This is a genomic window from Gilliamella sp. B2911, from assembly GCF_026536965.1.
GTDB classification, from domain to species: Bacteria; Pseudomonadota; Gammaproteobacteria; order Enterobacterales; family Orbaceae; genus Gilliamella; species Gilliamella apicola_E.
This window is the reverse complement of sequence record NZ_JAFNNA010000009.1, coordinates 88,002-105,117: the sequence shown is the minus strand read 5'-3', so window position 1 is coordinate 105,117 and position 17,116 is coordinate 88,002. Positions and strand designations below refer to the sequence as shown.

At 37.1% G+C, this 17,116-nt stretch carries 15 protein-coding genes and 1 pseudogene; 12 read left to right on the top strand and 4 right to left on the bottom strand.

The features are described from left to right. A partial coding sequence (locus J3U27_RS08690) for a hypothetical protein (protein WP_267377270.1) occupies positions 1 to 1,187 on the top strand: 1,187 nt, incomplete at its 5' end. Positions 1,188 to 1,381: 194 nt separating this feature from the next. Then, positions 1,382 to 1,882, top strand: coding sequence for a hypothetical protein (locus tag J3U27_RS08685; protein WP_267377269.1), 501 nt, complete (start codon positions 1,382 to 1,384; stop codon positions 1,880 to 1,882). Between the two features lie 180 nt (positions 1,883 to 2,062). Here J3U27_RS08685 and J3U27_RS08680 read toward each other — a convergent pair whose 3' ends face one another. Beyond that, complete coding sequence (locus J3U27_RS08680) at positions 2,063 to 4,180, bottom strand: TonB-dependent receptor plug domain-containing protein (protein ID WP_267377268.1); 2,118 nt, start codon at positions 4,178 to 4,180, stop codon at positions 2,063 to 2,065. A 245-nt stretch (positions 4,181 to 4,425) separates the two neighbouring features. Here J3U27_RS08680 and alr point away from each other — a divergent pair, with 245 nt between their 5' ends. Together alr and mltG are read left to right on the top strand one after the other, a co-directional pair. Next, the gene (gene alr / locus J3U27_RS08675; RefSeq protein WP_267339287.1) at positions 4,426 to 5,499 is read left to right on the top strand and encodes an alanine racemase; all 1,074 of its coding nucleotides are present in this window, start codon (positions 4,426 to 4,428) and stop codon (positions 5,497 to 5,499) included. A gap of 6 nt (positions 5,500 to 5,505) precedes the next feature. Then, the gene (gene mltG / locus J3U27_RS08670; RefSeq protein WP_416379945.1) at positions 5,506 to 6,519 is read left to right on the top strand and encodes an endolytic transglycosylase MltG; all 1,014 of its coding nucleotides are present in this window, start codon (positions 5,506 to 5,508) and stop codon (positions 6,517 to 6,519) included. Positions 6,520 to 6,563: 44 nt separating this feature from the next. Here the strand turns inward: mltG and J3U27_RS11665 are convergent, their stop codons facing one another. Next, positions 6,564 to 6,887 (bottom strand): YqcC family protein, encoded by a 324-nt coding sequence (locus tag J3U27_RS11665; RefSeq protein ID WP_416380558.1) that lies wholly within the window; start codon positions 6,885 to 6,887, stop codon positions 6,564 to 6,566. Between the two features lie 3 nt (positions 6,888 to 6,890). Further along, positions 6,891 to 7,427, bottom strand: a pseudogene (gene ampD, locus J3U27_RS11660) (1,6-anhydro-N-acetylmuramyl-L-alanine amidase AmpD); the annotation flags it as partial. Between the two features lie 175 nt (positions 7,428 to 7,602). On the opposite strand from ampD, the gene ppdD reads away from it, so the two are divergent. The 5 genes from ppdD to J3U27_RS08640 all read left to right on the top strand — a co-directional run bounded on the left by ppdD (position 7,603) and on the right by J3U27_RS08640 (position 12,418). Beyond that, positions 7,603 to 8,037: a prepilin peptidase-dependent pilin gene (gene ppdD / locus J3U27_RS08660; RefSeq protein ID WP_065733906.1), complete on the top strand. Its 435-nt coding sequence runs from the start codon at positions 7,603 to 7,605 to the stop codon at positions 8,035 to 8,037. 3 nt (positions 8,038 to 8,040) lie between these two features. Continuing rightward, complete coding sequence (locus tag J3U27_RS08655; protein ID WP_267377265.1) at positions 8,041 to 9,159, top strand: ATPase, T2SS/T4P/T4SS family; 1,119 nt, start codon at positions 8,041 to 8,043, stop codon at positions 9,157 to 9,159. A 6-nt stretch (positions 9,160 to 9,165) separates the two neighbouring features. Next, positions 9,166 to 10,335, top strand: coding sequence for a protein transport protein HofC (hofC, locus tag J3U27_RS08650; RefSeq protein WP_267377264.1), 1,170 nt, complete (start codon positions 9,166 to 9,168; stop codon positions 10,333 to 10,335). After that, positions 10,335 to 11,075 carry a prepilin peptidase gene (locus J3U27_RS08645; protein WP_267377263.1) on the top strand — a complete coding sequence of 247 codons (741 nt, stop codon included), beginning with the start codon at positions 10,335 to 10,337 and terminating at the stop codon, positions 11,073 to 11,075. Before hofC ends, J3U27_RS08645 begins: the two co-directional genes overlap by 1 nt. A gap of 176 nt (positions 11,076 to 11,251) precedes the next feature. Beyond that, complete coding sequence (locus tag J3U27_RS08640) at positions 11,252 to 12,418, top strand: M20 aminoacylase family protein (RefSeq protein ID WP_267337796.1); 1,167 nt, start codon at positions 11,252 to 11,254, stop codon at positions 12,416 to 12,418. Positions 12,419 to 12,472: 54 nt separating this feature from the next. Here the strand turns inward: J3U27_RS08640 and ygfZ are convergent, their stop codons facing one another. Next, positions 12,473 to 13,342: a tRNA-modifying protein YgfZ gene (gene ygfZ, locus J3U27_RS08635; RefSeq protein ID WP_065733911.1), complete on the bottom strand. Its 870-nt coding sequence runs from the start codon at positions 13,340 to 13,342 to the stop codon at positions 12,473 to 12,475. A gap of 297 nt (positions 13,343 to 13,639) precedes the next feature. Between ygfZ and ilvI the strand changes: the two genes are divergently transcribed. The 3 genes from ilvI to J3U27_RS08620 all read left to right on the top strand — a co-directional run bounded on the left by ilvI (position 13,640) and on the right by J3U27_RS08620 (position 17,075). Next, the gene (gene ilvI, locus J3U27_RS08630; protein ID WP_267337794.1) at positions 13,640 to 15,358 is read left to right on the top strand and encodes an acetolactate synthase 3 large subunit; all 1,719 of its coding nucleotides are present in this window, start codon (positions 13,640 to 13,642) and stop codon (positions 15,356 to 15,358) included. After that, positions 15,358 to 15,855 (top strand): acetolactate synthase small subunit, encoded by a 498-nt coding sequence (ilvN, locus tag J3U27_RS08625; RefSeq protein ID WP_065563307.1) that lies wholly within the window; start codon positions 15,358 to 15,360, stop codon positions 15,853 to 15,855. The genes ilvI and ilvN overlap by 1 nt, the downstream gene beginning before the upstream one ends. Positions 15,856 to 16,115: 260 nt before the next feature. Beyond that, the gene (locus tag J3U27_RS08620; RefSeq protein ID WP_267377262.1) at positions 16,116 to 17,075 is read left to right on the top strand and encodes a hypothetical protein; all 960 of its coding nucleotides are present in this window, start codon (positions 16,116 to 16,118) and stop codon (positions 17,073 to 17,075) included. The last annotated feature ends 41 nt before the right edge of the window (positions 17,076 to 17,116 follow it).

Here is a 17,116-nt window from a genome sequence, read left to right as displayed (position 1 = left end):
ACAATTCATCATCTACAACCCCAATCGTCTTGCCGGTTGAGGGTCAGAGTTTTGCTGATATTCGTATGTTCGTTCCTACTGATACTACTTCAGTCGCTTTGAGTTCTCTTATCGGTCCTCCTAATAATTATTGGGGGGATGATGATGGTGATTCTGGCGTTACTGCTACAGGTTCTTTAAGTTTATCTATCGTTGATAAAAACAATCAAGTTGTATCACGTAATACAGAGCTAGAGATTTGTAAGGCACCTTATAGGGTTACGTTATCCAGTACTAACGGTACATTATCTACTCGTTACGGATTTCCTAATCGTAGTACTTTTAATGCCAGTAATGTGACTTATTACGTCAATCCTAAGGCTGCGCCGGTGGTTTGTTTTGCTAGGCCTAGCTTAAGGTTTGGTAAGCGTGGTGATTATCCTAGTTACCCATCTTGGGATTTTGCTGGCCCAGCTTCGATGTGGGACCCTGCTAAGGGTTTTCTCACTCAAGAAACAGACCCGTCACTTTACGGTAGAAACTTTCCTACAACTGGTGGTAATGGATTGTACTTTGATTTAGATATTAGTGGTAGTAGTCAGCCATTGTCTTGGTCTCCTGTTTCTCAAGGTGGTATCACAGTCACAATGTCTAATCCTACTGCTACAAGCGTACGTGTTACTTTAACTGGTCCTTACACTACAGAATCCCAACAGAATTCATCCAATCCTGGTCGTCTTCCCGCACTTACTTTGCCTCAGACATTCGAGTTGGTCGGTCGTGATAGTAATGGTACTCCAGTCGTCAAATATGGTTTTACATTGAAGCAGTGGTTCGTCCACCGAGGTTCTAAGACGGGCACTCCTTCTAATATCTTATCTTGGTGTAATAGTCTTGGTTATCGAATGCCTCGCGTAAGTGATTTAACCAATTCATCTTGTCGTGGTAGTAATTCAGGCACTTGGTGTCAGGGTTCAGTCGGCGCCACTCCTTCTTCTCCTAACAATCTTTACATGCGTCATATAGGTTCAGGTTTTTTTGCTGAGTGGGGTTATATGGAAGATTATTCAGGCGTTGGCTTCAACTACAATTGGTACTGGACTAGTGACCCGATTGGTATTTCCCAGTTTATCGTGCACACAAACAACGGTGGCGTGGATTGGAACTACACCTACAACGACGACTACGGACTTTGCTCCCATCCTTAGTTTTTATTTCTTCGTCCTTAATCCTTAGGGCGGGGGTGGGGGTGATAAAAAATAGTATTAGGTGATTAAAAGTAAGCTGACTCAAGGAGTCAACGTCGTTTAGCAATAAAAAAAGCGATTTTGCGGCTAAGCGGCAAAAATGCTGGGCACCGAGGTGGTGGTTAAAAATATAGATATTAAAGGAGTAATATAAAATGAATATTGAAGATAAAATCGCATTAAGTAAAAGTCCGGTTCAGTTTATTGCCGAAGGTAATTTTTTAAAGCTTTATAATCAATCATTATATGTGGTTCAGCAATTATTGGGTTTTAACTTAAAGGCAACGGCAAAATATATAAAAAAAATTGATGAAATTATTATTTGCGGTGGATTTCCTACCCGTTCTATTACTAAACGCTATCCCAATGCCAGCCCTAATTTAACGGGGTATGAGTTATTGGGTGATTATGATTTAAGTGGCTATGATCTATGGTACCAAAAGCATTGCCAAATACCGAAGCAAAAAACACCACAATCCCTTCTCACAACATCTCAAGAGGTAAACGAACAGTTAAACGAATTTCGCGATATGAACAAACCGTTAACGGTTCAGCATCTATTATTTTTACAATCATGGCAGGCAAATAAATACCCAGCGATGGTAGATAGTGCGTTTATTCAGGAGTTGAAGAATTATTTTAGTGAATTGCATTAATAGCAGAGCACACTGTGCCTGATGGCGCTATCGGATAGGATTTATCAAATCCGCTGATAGAAAAAAGGCTATAAATAAGGTCAGCATTTTTTACGCAGAGCCTGATGTCGAAGATAAACCATCCGCCCCAACTAGAGCGGATTTTTTTAGGCGTAGAGATTTTTTTGCCTTGCTATATCGCTAGAATTTCATACTGGCGCTAATGATAGCGTGGAATTTAGCAGCTGGTATCGATTCGTAAGCTGTGGTGTAGTTTCTGTTTAAGATATTATTGAGGTCTAACCCAATATGGTACTGGCGATTAGCACCAAATGAGGTTGTAGTTGATAAGTTTAATGTTGACCATCCGCTGTAGTGATAAACAGATGAATCACCGCGTTTTGTTGCGTTGGTGGCAAATCGCATAAATAGGTCTGAATCAATATCAAATTTATCAAAATAAGCTGTATGTTTTATCCCTGCACTCCCTGTAAAGCGTGGGTTGCCGGTGTCACGAGTGCTGTAGGTATCTGTCTCGATTTTACGGCTTAGGTAATTTCCTTTTAGATAAGGATTCACCGGAAGATCTAGGTATTCAACACTTAATTCTAAGCCATGGGTTTTGGCTTTATTGGCATTGCCGTAGTATGTAATAGAACGCCCGGATGCGCCACTACAAATCGATGAGCCATTACAGTTCATTTGGGTGATATAGTCTTTTGCATCCGAGAAGTAGATAGCCCCATCAACTAATAATTTGTTATTGTTATAACGTAAACCAATTTCGTAGTTGTTGGATTTTTCAGCTTTTAGATGCGAGTTTCCATAAATCGTTTGCGAAGCAGCCGAGGTGACGGCATAAAGATGTGCAAGGGTTGGATAAACATAACCTTGTGCAAACGAGGCTCTTAGTTGGGTGTTTTTAAAACCTGAGTAGGTTAATCCTGACGATACAACAAAGTTGTTATCATGAGTTTTCTTTTTTCGATCGATACTGTGGCTGGTTGTTGCCGATCCCATAACCGGGATTTTATTTATGGTGGTGTTGCCGTTTTTTAGTTTTGATTCGACCCAATATTTACGGGCACCAAGATTCCAAGAGATATCATCGGTTATTTCCCAATCATTTTGCCCAAATAGTGCGATACTCGATTGTTGCCATTTGTTAGTTAGGTATTTATGTTGGGTATAACTAGCTGGTGGTGCAGGCATTTTTGATATCACGACATTATGTGAGTCTTGGTCAACATTATCTTGTTGATACTGTACACCAGCAATTAATGTCATATCTTTATGTGGTTGCATGTCTGATTGGAATGTCATGCCATAGGTTTTTTGTTCGTCATTGGTGGCCGTGTTGGTCGTTACTTTCATTATCGGTCTAGGTGATACTACGACATGGTTTCTAAATTGACGATTGAGTTTTTGGGCGTAAGCATCATAATGCAGTTTTTTTAAGAAACCTGCATCGACGTCATAATCATAAAAGAATCCCACTTTTTCACGTTTTAGTAGTGGGATGTTAACCCAAAATTCTTTTATTTCTGGTGAGTTATCATCGGTGTAGGTTTTAGTATTCAGTTTATAACGATCTAATGATACACCAAATTTGTGTTTATCAAGGTTGAGTCCAAACCATGAGCTTATGCTGTTATTATCAAAGTCGGTATCATGCAGTTTGCCTTGATACGCTTTGCGATCATTATTTTCAGAGTAGGTTCCACTGATTCGGTAATCAAATATTTCATCAATCGTGCCGTTTACCGTGCCCATTTCGGTAAAGCCATTGGTCGATTGGTTATAGATTAATTTGGCATCTCCGGTTAGTGGTTTTCCATCTTTACTTCCTTTACGGGTTATAAAGTTAACGACGCCACCAATCGCTTGCGAGCCATATAATACTGAGTGAGGCCCTTTAATCACTTCGATGCGTTCAACTGATTCCATGTCGATTAATACACCCGCACTTGAACCGTGTCCAGAACGGTGATAAGTCACTTCTTGACCATCAATTAACATTAAAATACGCGAAGGAGCTTCACCACGAATCATGATTTGTTTGCGTCCTGCTAGTGCGTTATCGGTAATTTCAACGCCTGGAATATCACGCAGTGCTTCAACCACAGAATCGCCATTGAGTTTTTCAATCTCGTCACGGTTGACTGCATTAACAGATACTGAGCTATCCCATACAGTCTTTTCATTCCGATCAGCGGTAACGATAATGGTATCTTGTGGATTGCCTTTTTTTTCTTCTGCATAACTATCTGCACAAAAACAGATGGTTAATATTGCAACATAATGTAATTTTGGGGTCATAAAACTTCTCTTTGTCTCTTTTGTATAACGTTGTATTGATATAAAATTGCAAATGATAATCATTATTATTATGGATGTAAATAATTAAATTAATTCGAATTGTATTAATTGTGAGGATAAGTGTGGATTTTTTAACTTTGTCACATTTTTAACAACAAAATCACGCAAATTGCCGATTTTTTATTTGTGATTATCGATAACAAATTTTACAATAACCACTCAATATATAAGTTAGGTTATGCAAAATGTCTATTGCTGTTGTAGAAGTTAATCGTAAATCAATTTTACACAATGTTGAATTTTTTAAACAAAAATCTCCAAACTGTACTTTAATGGCAGTGGTTAAAGCGAATGCTTATGGCCATGGCATGGAAGGGGTTGCTCAGTTGTTGGATGGTAAAGTTGATTGTTTTGGTGTTGCACGAGTTTCAGAAGCAATAGCTTTGCGTCAAGTTGGTATTCGTGGTCCTATCGTGCTTTTGGAAGGTTTTTTTCCGCATGATGATATTAACGATTTGCTTGATTTTAATTTGCAACCAGTTATCCATTCAAGTTGGCAAATCGATGTTTTAAATACGATCCCTTTTGCAAATGAGATCACAGTTTGGTTTAAGATTGACACTGGTATGCACCGTTTAGGTTTTCATATTGATGAAGCAATAAACGAGTTTAATCGTTTAGCTAGCTGTAAAGCTGTTCGCCAGCCGATCAATATTATTAGCCATTTTAGTAGTGCAGATGAGTTAGGTTCTTCACAAACCAATACGCAAATAGCACGTTTTAATGAATTTGCTCGTTTGGTTAATGGCTGTCAACAATCGATTGCAGCATCAGGTGGTTTACTTGCTTGGCCTGATTCTTATCTTGATATGATTCGAGTTGGTATTGCGTTATATGGGGTTTCGCCATTTTCTGATGCAGTCGCTGATTTACAACCCGCTATGACGCTCAAATCTGAATTAATCGCAGTACGTAAGCATGAAAAAGGACAATCAGTTGGTTATGGTCAAACTTGGACAAGTGAAAGTGACACTGTACTAGGGGTTGTGGCGATGGGATATGGTGATGGTTATCCGCGCGATATTCCAGAAAATACACCCGTGAGTATTAATGGTCGCTTGGTACCGATTGTTGGTCGTGTTTCTATGGATATGATTGTGGTCAATTTAGGACAACACTGCCAGGATAAACCCGGCGACGAAGTCATTTTTTGGGGCAAGGAGTTGCCGGTTGAACAAATCGCTAAGCACACGGGAATGAGTGCTTATGAGTTATTAACGCGCTTAACTTCACGCGCAAAAATTCGTTATAAAGACTAGGTTATGATTAAAAAATTTATTTTGTATACGTTACTGACGGTAGTTTTACTCGTCGGTGGTTCATTAGCTATTGGTTATTATTATTTACAACAATTTTCTAAGCAACATATGAATGTCACGGCTGATAATCAGATGTTTGTGTTGAAAAAAGGCACTTCTTTGCATCAATTAGTTGAGCAAGTTAAGGAGAGTGATTTAATGCAACAAGCGTATTTGTTGCCTTATTTGTATAAACTCAATCCCTCTTTAAGTTCGATTAAAGCGGGAACTTATCAATTACATCCTCATATGACTGTTGATGAGTTTTTAAAATTGTTGGTGTCGGGTAAAGAAAGCAGTTTTTTTGTGCAATTTGTTGAAGGTAAGCGTGCTAAGGATTGGTTAAATGTGCTTAGTAATACGCCTTATATCAAGCAAACATTGACCGGTAAGTCACATGATGAGATTGCGAAGATATTGGGCATTGATGATGGAAAATTGGAAGGTTGGTTATCACCAGATACATATCAATATACCGCAGATAGTTTAGATATTAATATTCTTAAGCGCGCCCATTTGACTATGAAAAACAATCTACAAAAAGTGTGGGATAATCGCGATAAAGATCTGCCTTATAAAACACCTTACGAGTTGCTGATTATTGCCTCGATTATTGAGAAAGAAACAGGCATAAGCTCTGAGCGTGCTAATGTTGCTTCGGTTTTTGTTAATCGTTTAAAAGCAAATATGAAGTTGCAAACCGATCCCACCATTATTTATGGGTTAGGGGATAATTATACGGGTACGATTAGGCGTGTTGATTTGACTGATACCAATAATCCTTATAATACTTATGTGATTGAGGGGCTACCACCAACACCAATTGCTATGCCAAGTTTAGCATCACTTGAAGCAGCAGCACATCCAGCTAAAACGAATTATCTATTCTTTGTTGCTAATGGTACTGGTGGCCATACATTTAGTAGCAATTATAGCAATCATCAACAAGCGGTTAATGAATACCGCAGAATGAACAATTAATTTTTCAATTTTACAGCCACGATTGTGGCTGTCTCTCTTTTCGATTATTCGTCTGTTGACCGAGTGGTGGTTAATTCATCAAGTTGTTTAATTAGTGCTAATAAATTATCTACCTCTATTTCTTGTTGTTTGTATGACTCTTCAAAATAAGGATGGAGAGCAAATTTAGGTATTTCGCTGTTAGCATCGATTAACGCCTGTATGCGCGGAATAAAGATCCACTGTAACCATTCATGCGGTTGCATGGTGTCGAGTGCAAATGGCTGTTCACTTAAAAAAGCTTCTGCCTCAGGGGGTGAGGGTTGCCATAAGTTAAGGTTTTGCAGTTCATCTTTAATTAGGTTAAGTTGTATTGAAATTGTTTTCATATTAATCAGTGTTTGATAATAATTCCAATCAAAATAAGGACCAGGATCGGTTTTGCGATCTGGGGCGATGTCACTATGTCCGGTTATATTTTCGATTGGGTAGGTTTGTTGTAATAGTATGGTAACGTTGGCAAGTTGCTGGTATTGTGCTTCGGTAAAGTTGTCGGTATCACATCCTTCCATTTCTATGCCAATTGAGAAGTCGTTGCAGTTTTCTTTACCTTCAAATACTGATTTACCTGCGTGCCAAGCACGTTTATTAAATGGCACAAATTGAATAATTTCGCCATCGCGTCTTATAAATAGGTGACTTGATACTTGTAATTTATAGATATCGGCAAAATAAGGGTGCTGATTTGGATCGAGCTTACCGGTAAAAAGTTGTTCAACATAAGGCCCGCCATATTGGTTGGGTGGCAGGCTGATATTATGAATAACTAATAATGTGATGGGGTCAGTGCGATCATTATAATACGGCGATTTGACCTGTTTGATATTGCTTATCCAACCATCAACTATTTTTAACACTTTTAAGGTCATTATGGCTCCAATAGTGTGTATTGCGATCTTGTTCACAACTTTGATTAATACAATGTTGATTGTGGTAATCAATTTGTATTTTAACTTCCAGATCTTTTATCTGATTATTATTTCATTTTTTCAGTTTGCTATAAAGTCACTCTATCTATCAATTGATTAATCTTTAGAGGAATTTATGTACAAGCAGTCTGGATTTACCTTATTTGAGTTAATGATCGCCATTGTGGTAGTCGCCATTTTAACAGCTATCGGTTTGCCAGCCTATCAAAGTTATGTCAAAAAGGCCGCTTTAACCGATATGCTTCAATCAATGACAGCCTATAAAACAGCGATTGAAATTTGTGCTATTGAGCAGGGCGCATTAAATAAATGTAATGCTGGAGCAAATGGTGTGCCCACGACAAGATCGACTAACTATGTTACTTCGATCAATGTTACTAATGGCGTGATTACTATTGTCGGTAAGAGCGCGTTATCTAGCTTAACCACAACTTTAACACCTAAGTTGAACTCATCGTTAGGCAATTTAGATTGGTCACGTACCTGTGTCACCAATCCTGTTGATAACAGTTTAAAAACGGCTTGTGAAGATATTTTTAAATTTCAATAAATTATGATGCAAGAAGATCAATTGGTTGAAAGTCTCGATAAGCTATTATTATCAGCACTGGATAAGCGAGCATCTGATATTCATTTCGAGCCTTATCAAAATTACTATCGAATACGCATGAGAATTGATGGCGTTTTGCAAAATAGGCTAATGCCACCACTTAGCCTTGCTAAGCAGATCACCGCCCGATTAAAAATTATGGCTAATTTAAATATTGCTGAACACCGCTTACCGCAAGATGGTCAATTGGTAATTAATAACTATGCAATGCGAATTGCCACCTTGCCGGTGATCAACGGTGAAAAGATTGTATTGCGGGTTATGGATAATCATGAATCTGAGCTAACCATTAATGATTTAGGATTAACCGAACAAGATCTTCTCACACTTAAACAGATTTTAGATTATCCGCAAGGGTTGATTTTGGTTACTGGCCCAACCGGCAGTGGTAAAACTATGACTTTATATAGTGCGTTAAAGCATCTAAATAAAGCTGAATGTAATATTTGTAGTGTTGAAGATCCGATCGAAATTCCTTTAGAAGGTATTAATCAAACCGCGATTAATCATAAAGCCGGCCTAACTTTTTCGGTGATATTACGCGCTTTATTGCGCCAAGATCCAGACGTGATGATGATTGGCGAAATTCGTGACCATGAAACTGCCGAAATTGCCATTCAAGCAGCTCAAACAGGCCATTTAGTATTATCCACTTTGCATACTAATTCGAGTATTGAAGCAATAATTCGGTTAAATCAAATGGGCATCAAAAATTATCTTTTATCGTCCAGTTTGAAATTGGTTATCGCTCAACGGTTGGTGAGAAAGCTTTGCCAACATTGTAAAGTCGTTGCTAGTGAACTAACCCTAATTGATAATCAACCTTCACCACACTTTATCGCCATGGGGTGTGACAAGTGTGTAGGTGGTTATTTAGGACGAGTAGGTGTATATGAACTGTTAATGGTGACCCCAGAAGTGCAACAACAGATTATAACTAATCAACCAATCTCACCCCAAAATAGAGTCACATTACTACAAGCTGGCTTTAAGTTAGTACAACAAGGTATCACTACTTTGGCTGAATTAAATCGGGTTTTAGGTGAAGTAGTCATAGGGTGATAGTGTATGAAGCGGATCTATTTTTGGTATGACATTAATTTTCATCAAAATAAGATTATTGCCACATCAAAGCAAGATGTGAAAAGACAGCTTTTATTGCAAGGGCAAATCGCGATTAAAATTCGTGCCGGAAATATTATTACTAAAAAAAGTTTTCATCCGAGCGATCTGCTAATTATCACAAAACAGTTAGCCACTATGTTAAAGGCTGGATTATCGATTGTTGATAGTTTGAGATTACTTCTTGATGATCAGCCTAAACCTCAATGGCAGTATTTGTTATCAGACATTAGTCAGCAAATCGCCAAAGGTGAATCACTGTCATCTGTTTTAAAGCAATATCATTCGGTATTTCCTGCGCTTTATTGTGAAATTATTGCTATTGGTGAATTAACCGGACAACTCGATCACAGTTTTGAACAACTAACCGCGCATCTTGAAAAATCATTGCAATTACAAAAACAAATTAGAAAGGCAATGCGTTATCCGCTTTTTTTATTGTCAGTGTCAGTAGTGGTTATTATCGTGATGATGTTTATTGTATTACCAAAATTCGCCGATATTTATCAAAGTTTTGATGCTCAATTACCTTATTTTACCCAGCTAGTGATTGATATTGCGAATAAGGTTCAGCAAAATGGTGTACTCATATTATTAGTGCCGTCGCTGGGTTACTTTTTATTCCAGCGTTTTTTTAAAGTCCGCTATCAACTCACGATTGATCGGCAAAAATTAGCATTGCCGTTATTGGGGCAAGTGATTCAATCACAGTGCTTAATGCAGATTTTCCACACATTAGCGATCACTCAGCAAGCAGGTATTCCATTACTAACAGGACTTAGTGCTTCGGCAAATACTACAGGAAATAGTTACTATCGTGACATTATCAATAAAATAATTAACGGTATTGAACAAGGTAATGCCTTTAGTCAAATGCTATCGTCCTATTTTCCTAAACTTTGTGTACAGCTAGTTCATGCTGGCGAAGAGTCAGGCTCATTAGATGTTATGCTTAATAACTTGTCCCTCTATTATCAACAACAAAATCAAACCTTAAGCGATAATTTAGTCAAAGCATTTGAGCCGATTTTGATGCTATTTTTAGCATTGATAATTGGAGGATTAGTGATTTCGATGTATTTACCCGTATTTCAAATGGGAGATGTGATTCATTAATGGCTGTCGTAGTTTTTTGTGTTGGACTTGCGGTCGGTAGTTTTTTGCAAGTTGCTTATTGGCGATATACGCCTTCCCAATCTTTGTTTGATTATTTGGTCGCTATCACGTTTCCTCATTCTTCGTGCCCACATTGTCAACACTCACTTTCAGCTTGGCAGTTAATTCCAGTGCTATCATGGTTAATATTAAAAAGGCGATGTTATTTTTGTCAGCAAAAGATCGCTTTTTGCTATCCAATTTTTGAGTTGGCTGTAGCGGGATTATTTTTACTAATATATTTGAACAAAGATCTCAATTTTCAAAGTATGTTATTAATGCTACTTGCGAGCTATTTTTTGCTTTTAGCACTGATTGATTTTCGCTATTTTTTACTGCCTGATTTTTTTACACAACCGTTGATGTGGGCTGGGTTGATGATGGCTTATTTTGATCTAAATTCGTTAACCGTTAGCGACGCCTTAACGGGGGTTTTTTGTGGTTATTTAATGCTTAAATTACCTGCTGTCTGTTATTTTTGCCTAACAAAACGAGCCGGTTTAGGTGGTGGGGATATTAAGCTCGCCGCGGCTTTGGGTGCTTGGCTACCTTATCAATTAATTCCATTATTGTTAATTATGGCATCATTGTCAGGCATACTTTTTTTTATTTTGGCAAAATATAAGCAAACAATGCATGACACGATCGCCTTTGGTCCTTTTCTGTTGCTATCTGGTTATTTAATCATTTTCAGTTTGTGATCTTGATTGTTTTTTAATTACATCTCTTTTGGTATTCACATAAAATTCTTGCACTCCTTGGCTTATAACTAAAAAAGATAACGATAAAAGAATTAGTTATTTTTACTTTATTCAAATTAAGATTATAGTGCGAATAAAGTCTTTTCAGATTTATAGCTAAATGTAAGGAATAATCAATGACTAGTACTACCGCGAAAAGCATTGCTGCATTAAAAGATGAGATGATTGAATGGCGTCATCATATTCATTCTCACCCTGAAACTGCATTCGAAGAGAAGCAAACAACCCAGTTTATTATCGAAAAGCTAAAATCGTTTGGAATCAATGAACTGTATACCGATTTTGCGCCAACGGGTGTAGTAGGAGTTATTCATGGTAAGAATAAAGGTCGTACTATTGCTTTACGTGCAGATATTGATGCGTTGGATATCGTTGAAGAAAACAAAATTGGCTACTGTTCAAAAATTCCCGGTAAAATGCATGCTTGTGGGCATGATGGTCATACTGCAACATTGTTAGGCGCAGCAAAATATTTAAGTGCTAATCGTGATTTTTCTGGTACGGTGGTGGTGGTCTTCCAACCCGCTGAAGAAAACGAAGGCGGTGGTCGAGTGATGGTGGAAAATGGTCTATTTGAAAAATTTCCTATCGAAGCTGTTTATGGTATGCATAATCAACCTAATTTAGCGTTAAACCATTTTTTAATTAATCATGGTCCAGTAATGGCATCTTATGATGTTTTTGAAATTAAAATTACTGGTGTTGGTTCACATGCTGCTGCACCACATTTAGGTAGAGATACCATTTTAACCGCTACCAATATTGTCAATAGCTTGCAAACAATTGTCAGCCGTAATTTAAATCCAACTGATTCGTTAGTTATTAGTGTGACACAGATTCATAGTGGCGATACTTGGAATGTGCTTCCACAACATGCGGTGATTCGTGGAACAGTTAGGGCATTGAGTGCTGAAGATCAAGATTTGGCAGAAGAAAGAATCAAACATATTTCAACTGGAACCGCTTTAACGTTTTGTACTAAAGCCGAAGTTGATTATCAACGCCGTTACCCAGCAACTATCAATCATGCTAAACAAGCGGATATAGCAATTAAAGTTGCCCAAAAACTTGTGGGTAACGATAAAATTGTGATTGATTCACCACCAACAATGGGGTCAGAAGATTTTGCTTTTATGTTGCAAAAAGTGCCGGGCGTTTATATCAAAATTGGTGCGGGAGAGGGCGCGAATCTTCATAATCCGTCGTATAATTTCAATGATGAGCTGTTAACAACTGGTGCACAATATTTTGTTGAAATTGTTCATCAAGAGTTAGGAAATTAAGATATTAAAAAGCAGGAATAATTATAAAACTATTCCTGCTTGATCGATATTAAATTATAAATTTAATTCACTATCAGGTTGGCCTTTGACTCTGAATTTTGTTTCACTATCAAGACCATTTGCTAACACTACTTGAACATAAATTTCATCATTTTGCCCAACTTTTAATGCCGCCAAGACCTGACCACCTTCACGCCAGTTTCCTTCAAGTTCATATTCAAGTTTATCACCGATTTCCGGTAATGCTTTACTATGACCTTTTAATAGATAAAGCCCTCGATTATTTGCACCGCGGAATTGCGCTCTAGCTACCATCTCTTGCCCACAATAACAACCTTTATCAAAGCTTATTGCTTTAAAATGTTGTAAATTACAAGCTTGAGGAAGCAGACTTTCAATATTAGGAGCATCAATAATAGCGTGACCTGCTTCTAATTCAAGTTGTAACCAGCGATCAGATGGTTGTAAATCACATGGTTCAGACGATACTTTTATCACCCGCAACTTAGGCGAAGTGAGTTTAAGATACGTAACACCATCAATAGTGACACAATTGTGATCGCCCAATGCTGAGATCACAGAAGGATCTATTGCATCATCTTCCAATCCGACTAGATTTAAATCCAGAACGGGTTCTATAGTTACTTTAGAAAAAACTGCTGTTTTTTTCAATTCACTAATTTGTCTTTCGGCAACACTTTTACGTAAGATATAGAATATATCTTCACCTCGTTGGAATAATATAAAATTACTCCACATACGTCCTTTTGCATCACAATGTGCTGCAAATGATGCTGAGTTTTCGTTAATACGATTAAGGTCAGCGGTTACTTGTCCCTGTAAAAATGTACGGTTATCCATACCTGATACTTTGACTAATTGCCAATCAGATAGGGAGGTTTGTTTGTAATAAGAATTGGCCATTAAACACACCTTTCAATTATAATGAGCCCTAATATACATATATAAAAGAGCGTAAACAAAAGCGAAAACGCCTTTAATAATTCAAAATTAATCAATTAGTCGATCGATTAATTTCTCACTATTATTGCATTAAAATAGATAAAATAAACTTTTACAAGTTATTTCTTTCAAAAATGAGTACTAGTACCCAAAATTGAGAATAAGTTAACTTATATTGTTGACTTTATTGATTTTCTGTATTAGTTCATGCAAAATGGGGAAAAAATGACAAAATAGTTATAAATGGAGGCAACAACCATGGCAAAATTGTCAGGCGCAGAAATGGTCATTCAATCCTTGATTGATCAGGGAGTTAAGCAAATTTTTGGTTACCCAGGAGGCAGTGTTCTAGATATTTATGATGCCATTCATACCCTAGGTGGAATTGAGCATATTTTAGTCCGTCATGAACAAGCTGCTGTGCATATGGCTGATGGTTATGCCAGATCAACTGGAGATGTCGGAGTCGTTTTGGTTACCTCTGGTCCTGGTGCAACGAATACTATTACCGGTATTGCTACTGCTTATATGGATTCTGTGCCTTTAGTTATCTTATCTGGTCAAGTCGCCAGTAATTTAATTGGTAATGATGCTTTCCAAGAGTGTGATATGGTTGGGATCTCTCGCCCGATTGTTAAACATAGCTTTTTAATAAAAGATAGCAAAGATATTCCCGAAACGATAAAAAAAGCATTTTATATTGCCTCAACAGGGAGGCCCGGTCCAGTTGTGATTGATTTGCCAAAAGATATTGTTAATCCGGCAAATAAATATAACTATAGCTATCCACAATCAGTCTCAATGCGCTCTTACAATCCAACCATTCAAGGGCATAAAGGACAAATCAAAAAAGCATTAACTACATTATTATCAGCTAAAAAACCCGTTCTATATATTGGTGGCGGTGTAATTAGTGCCAATGCTAGCGACGCGGTTAAATCTTTAGCTGATAAATTAAATCTTCCTGTTGCCTCAACCTTAATGGGAATTAGTGCTTTTCCAGGGACTGATAAAAAATATTTAGGTATGATTGGTATGCACGGTGTCTATGAAGCAAACATGGCCATGCATAACGCCGATGTGATTTTTGCTGTCGGTGCTCGCTTTGATGATAGAACGACTAATAATGTTGAAAAATATTGTCCTAAAGCAAAAATTATTCATATTGATATTGATCCAACGTCAATATCTAAAACAGTATCCGCTGCAATTCCGGTAGTTGGCGATGCTAAAAAAGTACTTGAAACAATGTTAACTCAACTCAATGAAATTAATGTTGATCGTGATTTAGATGCGCTAATCGATTGGTGGAAGCAAATAGACCATTGGCGTGCGCGCAAATGTTTAGCATACAGCCACAAAGGTAAAAGCATTAAGCCGCAAGAAGCCATTGAAGTTTTATATAAATTAACCAAAGGTGACGCATATATTGCTACCGATGTTGGTCAACATCAAATGTTTACGGCACTTTATTATCCATTTGACAAACCGCGTCACTTTATTACCTCAGGTGGACTGGGTACTATGGGATTTGGTTTGCCAGCGGCATTAGGTATCAAACTCGCATTTCCTAAAAAGCATGTGGTTTGTGTGACTGGTGATGGAAGTATTCAGATGAATATTCAAGAGCTGTCAACCGCATTGCAATATGGCTTGCCAGTGATTGTATTAAATCTTAACAATCGCTTTTTAGGGATGGTTAAACAGTGGCAAGATATGATTTATGCTGGTCGTCACTCTTCATCTTATATGGAGTCACTCCCCGATTTTGCAAAAATTGCCGAAGCTTATGGTCATGTAGGTATGAGGATTGATAAACGTGAAGATCTGGAACCGAAACTTAAAGAAGCACTTTCGATAAAAAATCGTTTAGTCTTTATTGATGTCATGACGGATGCGACAGAACATGTTTACCCAATGCAAATTCGTGGTGGAGCAATGAATGAAATGTGGCTAAGTAAAACGGAGAGAACCTAATGCGTTATATACTATCAATTTTAACAGAAAATGAACCGGGTGCTTTGTCACGAATCATTGGTTTATTTTCACAACGTGGATTCAACATTGAATCGATTACTACCGCACAAACCGAAGATCCAACCATGAGTCGTATGACGATTCAAACAACGGGGGATGAGCATGTAATTGAGCAGATCCAAAAACAACTGCATAAGCTGGTCAATGTTTATCGAGTGAATGATTTAACCGAAGGTCCTCACGTTGAGCGTGAAATCATGCTGGTTAAAGTAGCGGCGAAAGGTTCTGATGCGCGTGATGAAGTAAAACGCTGTGCTGATATTTTTCGAGGCTCGATAGTCGATGTAACTGCTACTCATTACATCGTACAGTTATCAGGGACGAGCGAAAAGTTAGACTCGTTTTTAGCCTCAATTCGTGAAACGTGTAATATTGTTGAAATTGTGCGTTCTGGAATTATCGGTCTATCTCGGAGTGAAAAAACAGTCAATCATTAATTTTATAATTAAAAGTTAAATTTTTACTTTATTATAAAATAAGACTTATAAGGAATAAGTTTTAATGCGTTTTTTTGCTTTTTTGACGATAATTCAATTAATTATTTCATTTATTTATTTATTCTATTATTTCTTATCCAATAAAAAAGTTTAGAATAAATAAATATAAAAATAAGCTAATAGCCGGTAGTTTTACTGACCTTAAACCTTTTAGAATATTAACTAAACAGGAAAGAGATGGTTTAGAAACCTATTTATCGATGAACCCATCTTCTGAGAAAAAGAAGTCATCATTAGTTTCTCGAGAAGTGATGTTAATATCCGGTAGTTGTGTCAAACAAACTAAATTTTCGCATACCGAAAACACTTGTTCCTATAAAATCCAAAATATTGATGTTGTATTTCCTTTCAATATGGATCGTTACCTTACTGATTATAACGAAGTTGAAATTGCGCTTACGCAAAATTTCGCTATTGCTGTTGATTTAGATGTTGATGTTGACAGTAAAAAAATTGTCCATTATGGCTACGATATGTCGGTTACTAAAGAGGTTGAACAATTTGGGCCACCAAAATTTTGGGGACGTAATTTATGGCTTTTTTTAGCTGGCATGTTCTACCTTTATGCTATCAATAATCAAGCAAAGGTGAGTGACAATTTCTTATTTGCTTATCATCAATACAATCACGATTCTAAAAGTTGGTTTTTTGATGATCCATCAAAATTAGTTACTAGCGACATCAAATCGGGTGATGTAGTGAAATTAAATTTTTTAGATGTGTCATGTGAAGTACCTGTTAAAAATAAAGCCGATAGATGTATTGAAGCATTAATTCAAAGTGCCGATACCTCTTTTCATTTAGCCAGTTCCTCAAACTATTTTCTTCTACATGGTTTAAAAGAAAATACAATTTCTCAATCGGGTGAGAGTGAAGATCCACAATCTATCGTTCATGCTGATCATGTCACGGTGTCGGGATTCGTTTCGAATGTTGATTATGACGCTAATCATACCATTTCAACATTAACCATAAATACGCAAGAGTTATACCAAAAAGATATAAGCGAAAATCTATTACCAATTTGTGTAAACCTGCTGTTATTTTTGCTTTTAGCATCAGCCACCATTTTTAACGGTATTATGTTGTTATTGAAACCCATTGTGAATCGAATTCGTAACTTTAAAATTAAAAATATCTATACTTATCGTCTACTTTAAGTTGATTTTTACCATTATTGAGATTTTTTTTTAAAAAAATT

Excerpts from the sequence above, each read along its gene's own strand:
- J3U27_RS08685 (WP_267377269.1), top strand. The coding sequence starts at position 1,382 with ATGAATATTGAAGATAAAATCGCATTAAGTAAAAGTCCGGTTCAGTTT.
- J3U27_RS08680 (WP_267377268.1), bottom strand. The coding sequence starts at position 4,180 with ATGACCCCAAAATTACATTATGTTGCAATATTAACCATCTGTTTTTGT.
- alr (WP_267339287.1), top strand. The coding sequence starts at position 4,426 with ATGTCTATTGCTGTTGTAGAAGTTAATCGTAAATCAATTTTACACAAT.
- J3U27_RS11665 (WP_416380558.1), bottom strand. The coding sequence starts at position 6,887 with ATGAAAACAATTTCAATACAACTTAACCTAATTAAAGATGAACTGCAA.
- ppdD (WP_065733906.1), top strand. The coding sequence starts at position 7,603 with ATGTACAAGCAGTCTGGATTTACCTTATTTGAGTTAATGATCGCCATT.
- J3U27_RS08655 (WP_267377265.1), top strand. The coding sequence starts at position 8,041 with ATGATGCAAGAAGATCAATTGGTTGAAAGTCTCGATAAGCTATTATTA.
- hofC (WP_267377264.1), top strand. The coding sequence starts at position 9,166 with ATGAAGCGGATCTATTTTTGGTATGACATTAATTTTCATCAAAATAAG.
- J3U27_RS08645 (WP_267377263.1), top strand. The coding sequence starts at position 10,335 with ATGGCTGTCGTAGTTTTTTGTGTTGGACTTGCGGTCGGTAGTTTTTTG.
- J3U27_RS08640 (WP_267337796.1), top strand. The coding sequence starts at position 11,252 with ATGACTAGTACTACCGCGAAAAGCATTGCTGCATTAAAAGATGAGATG.
- ygfZ (WP_065733911.1), bottom strand. The coding sequence starts at position 13,342 with ATGGCCAATTCTTATTACAAACAAACCTCCCTATCTGATTGGCAATTA.
- ilvI (WP_267337794.1), top strand. The coding sequence starts at position 13,640 with ATGGCAAAATTGTCAGGCGCAGAAATGGTCATTCAATCCTTGATTGAT.
- ilvN (WP_065563307.1), top strand. The coding sequence starts at position 15,358 with ATGCGTTATATACTATCAATTTTAACAGAAAATGAACCGGGTGCTTTG.
- J3U27_RS08620 (WP_267377262.1), top strand. The coding sequence starts at position 16,116 with ATGAACCCATCTTCTGAGAAAAAGAAGTCATCATTAGTTTCTCGAGAA.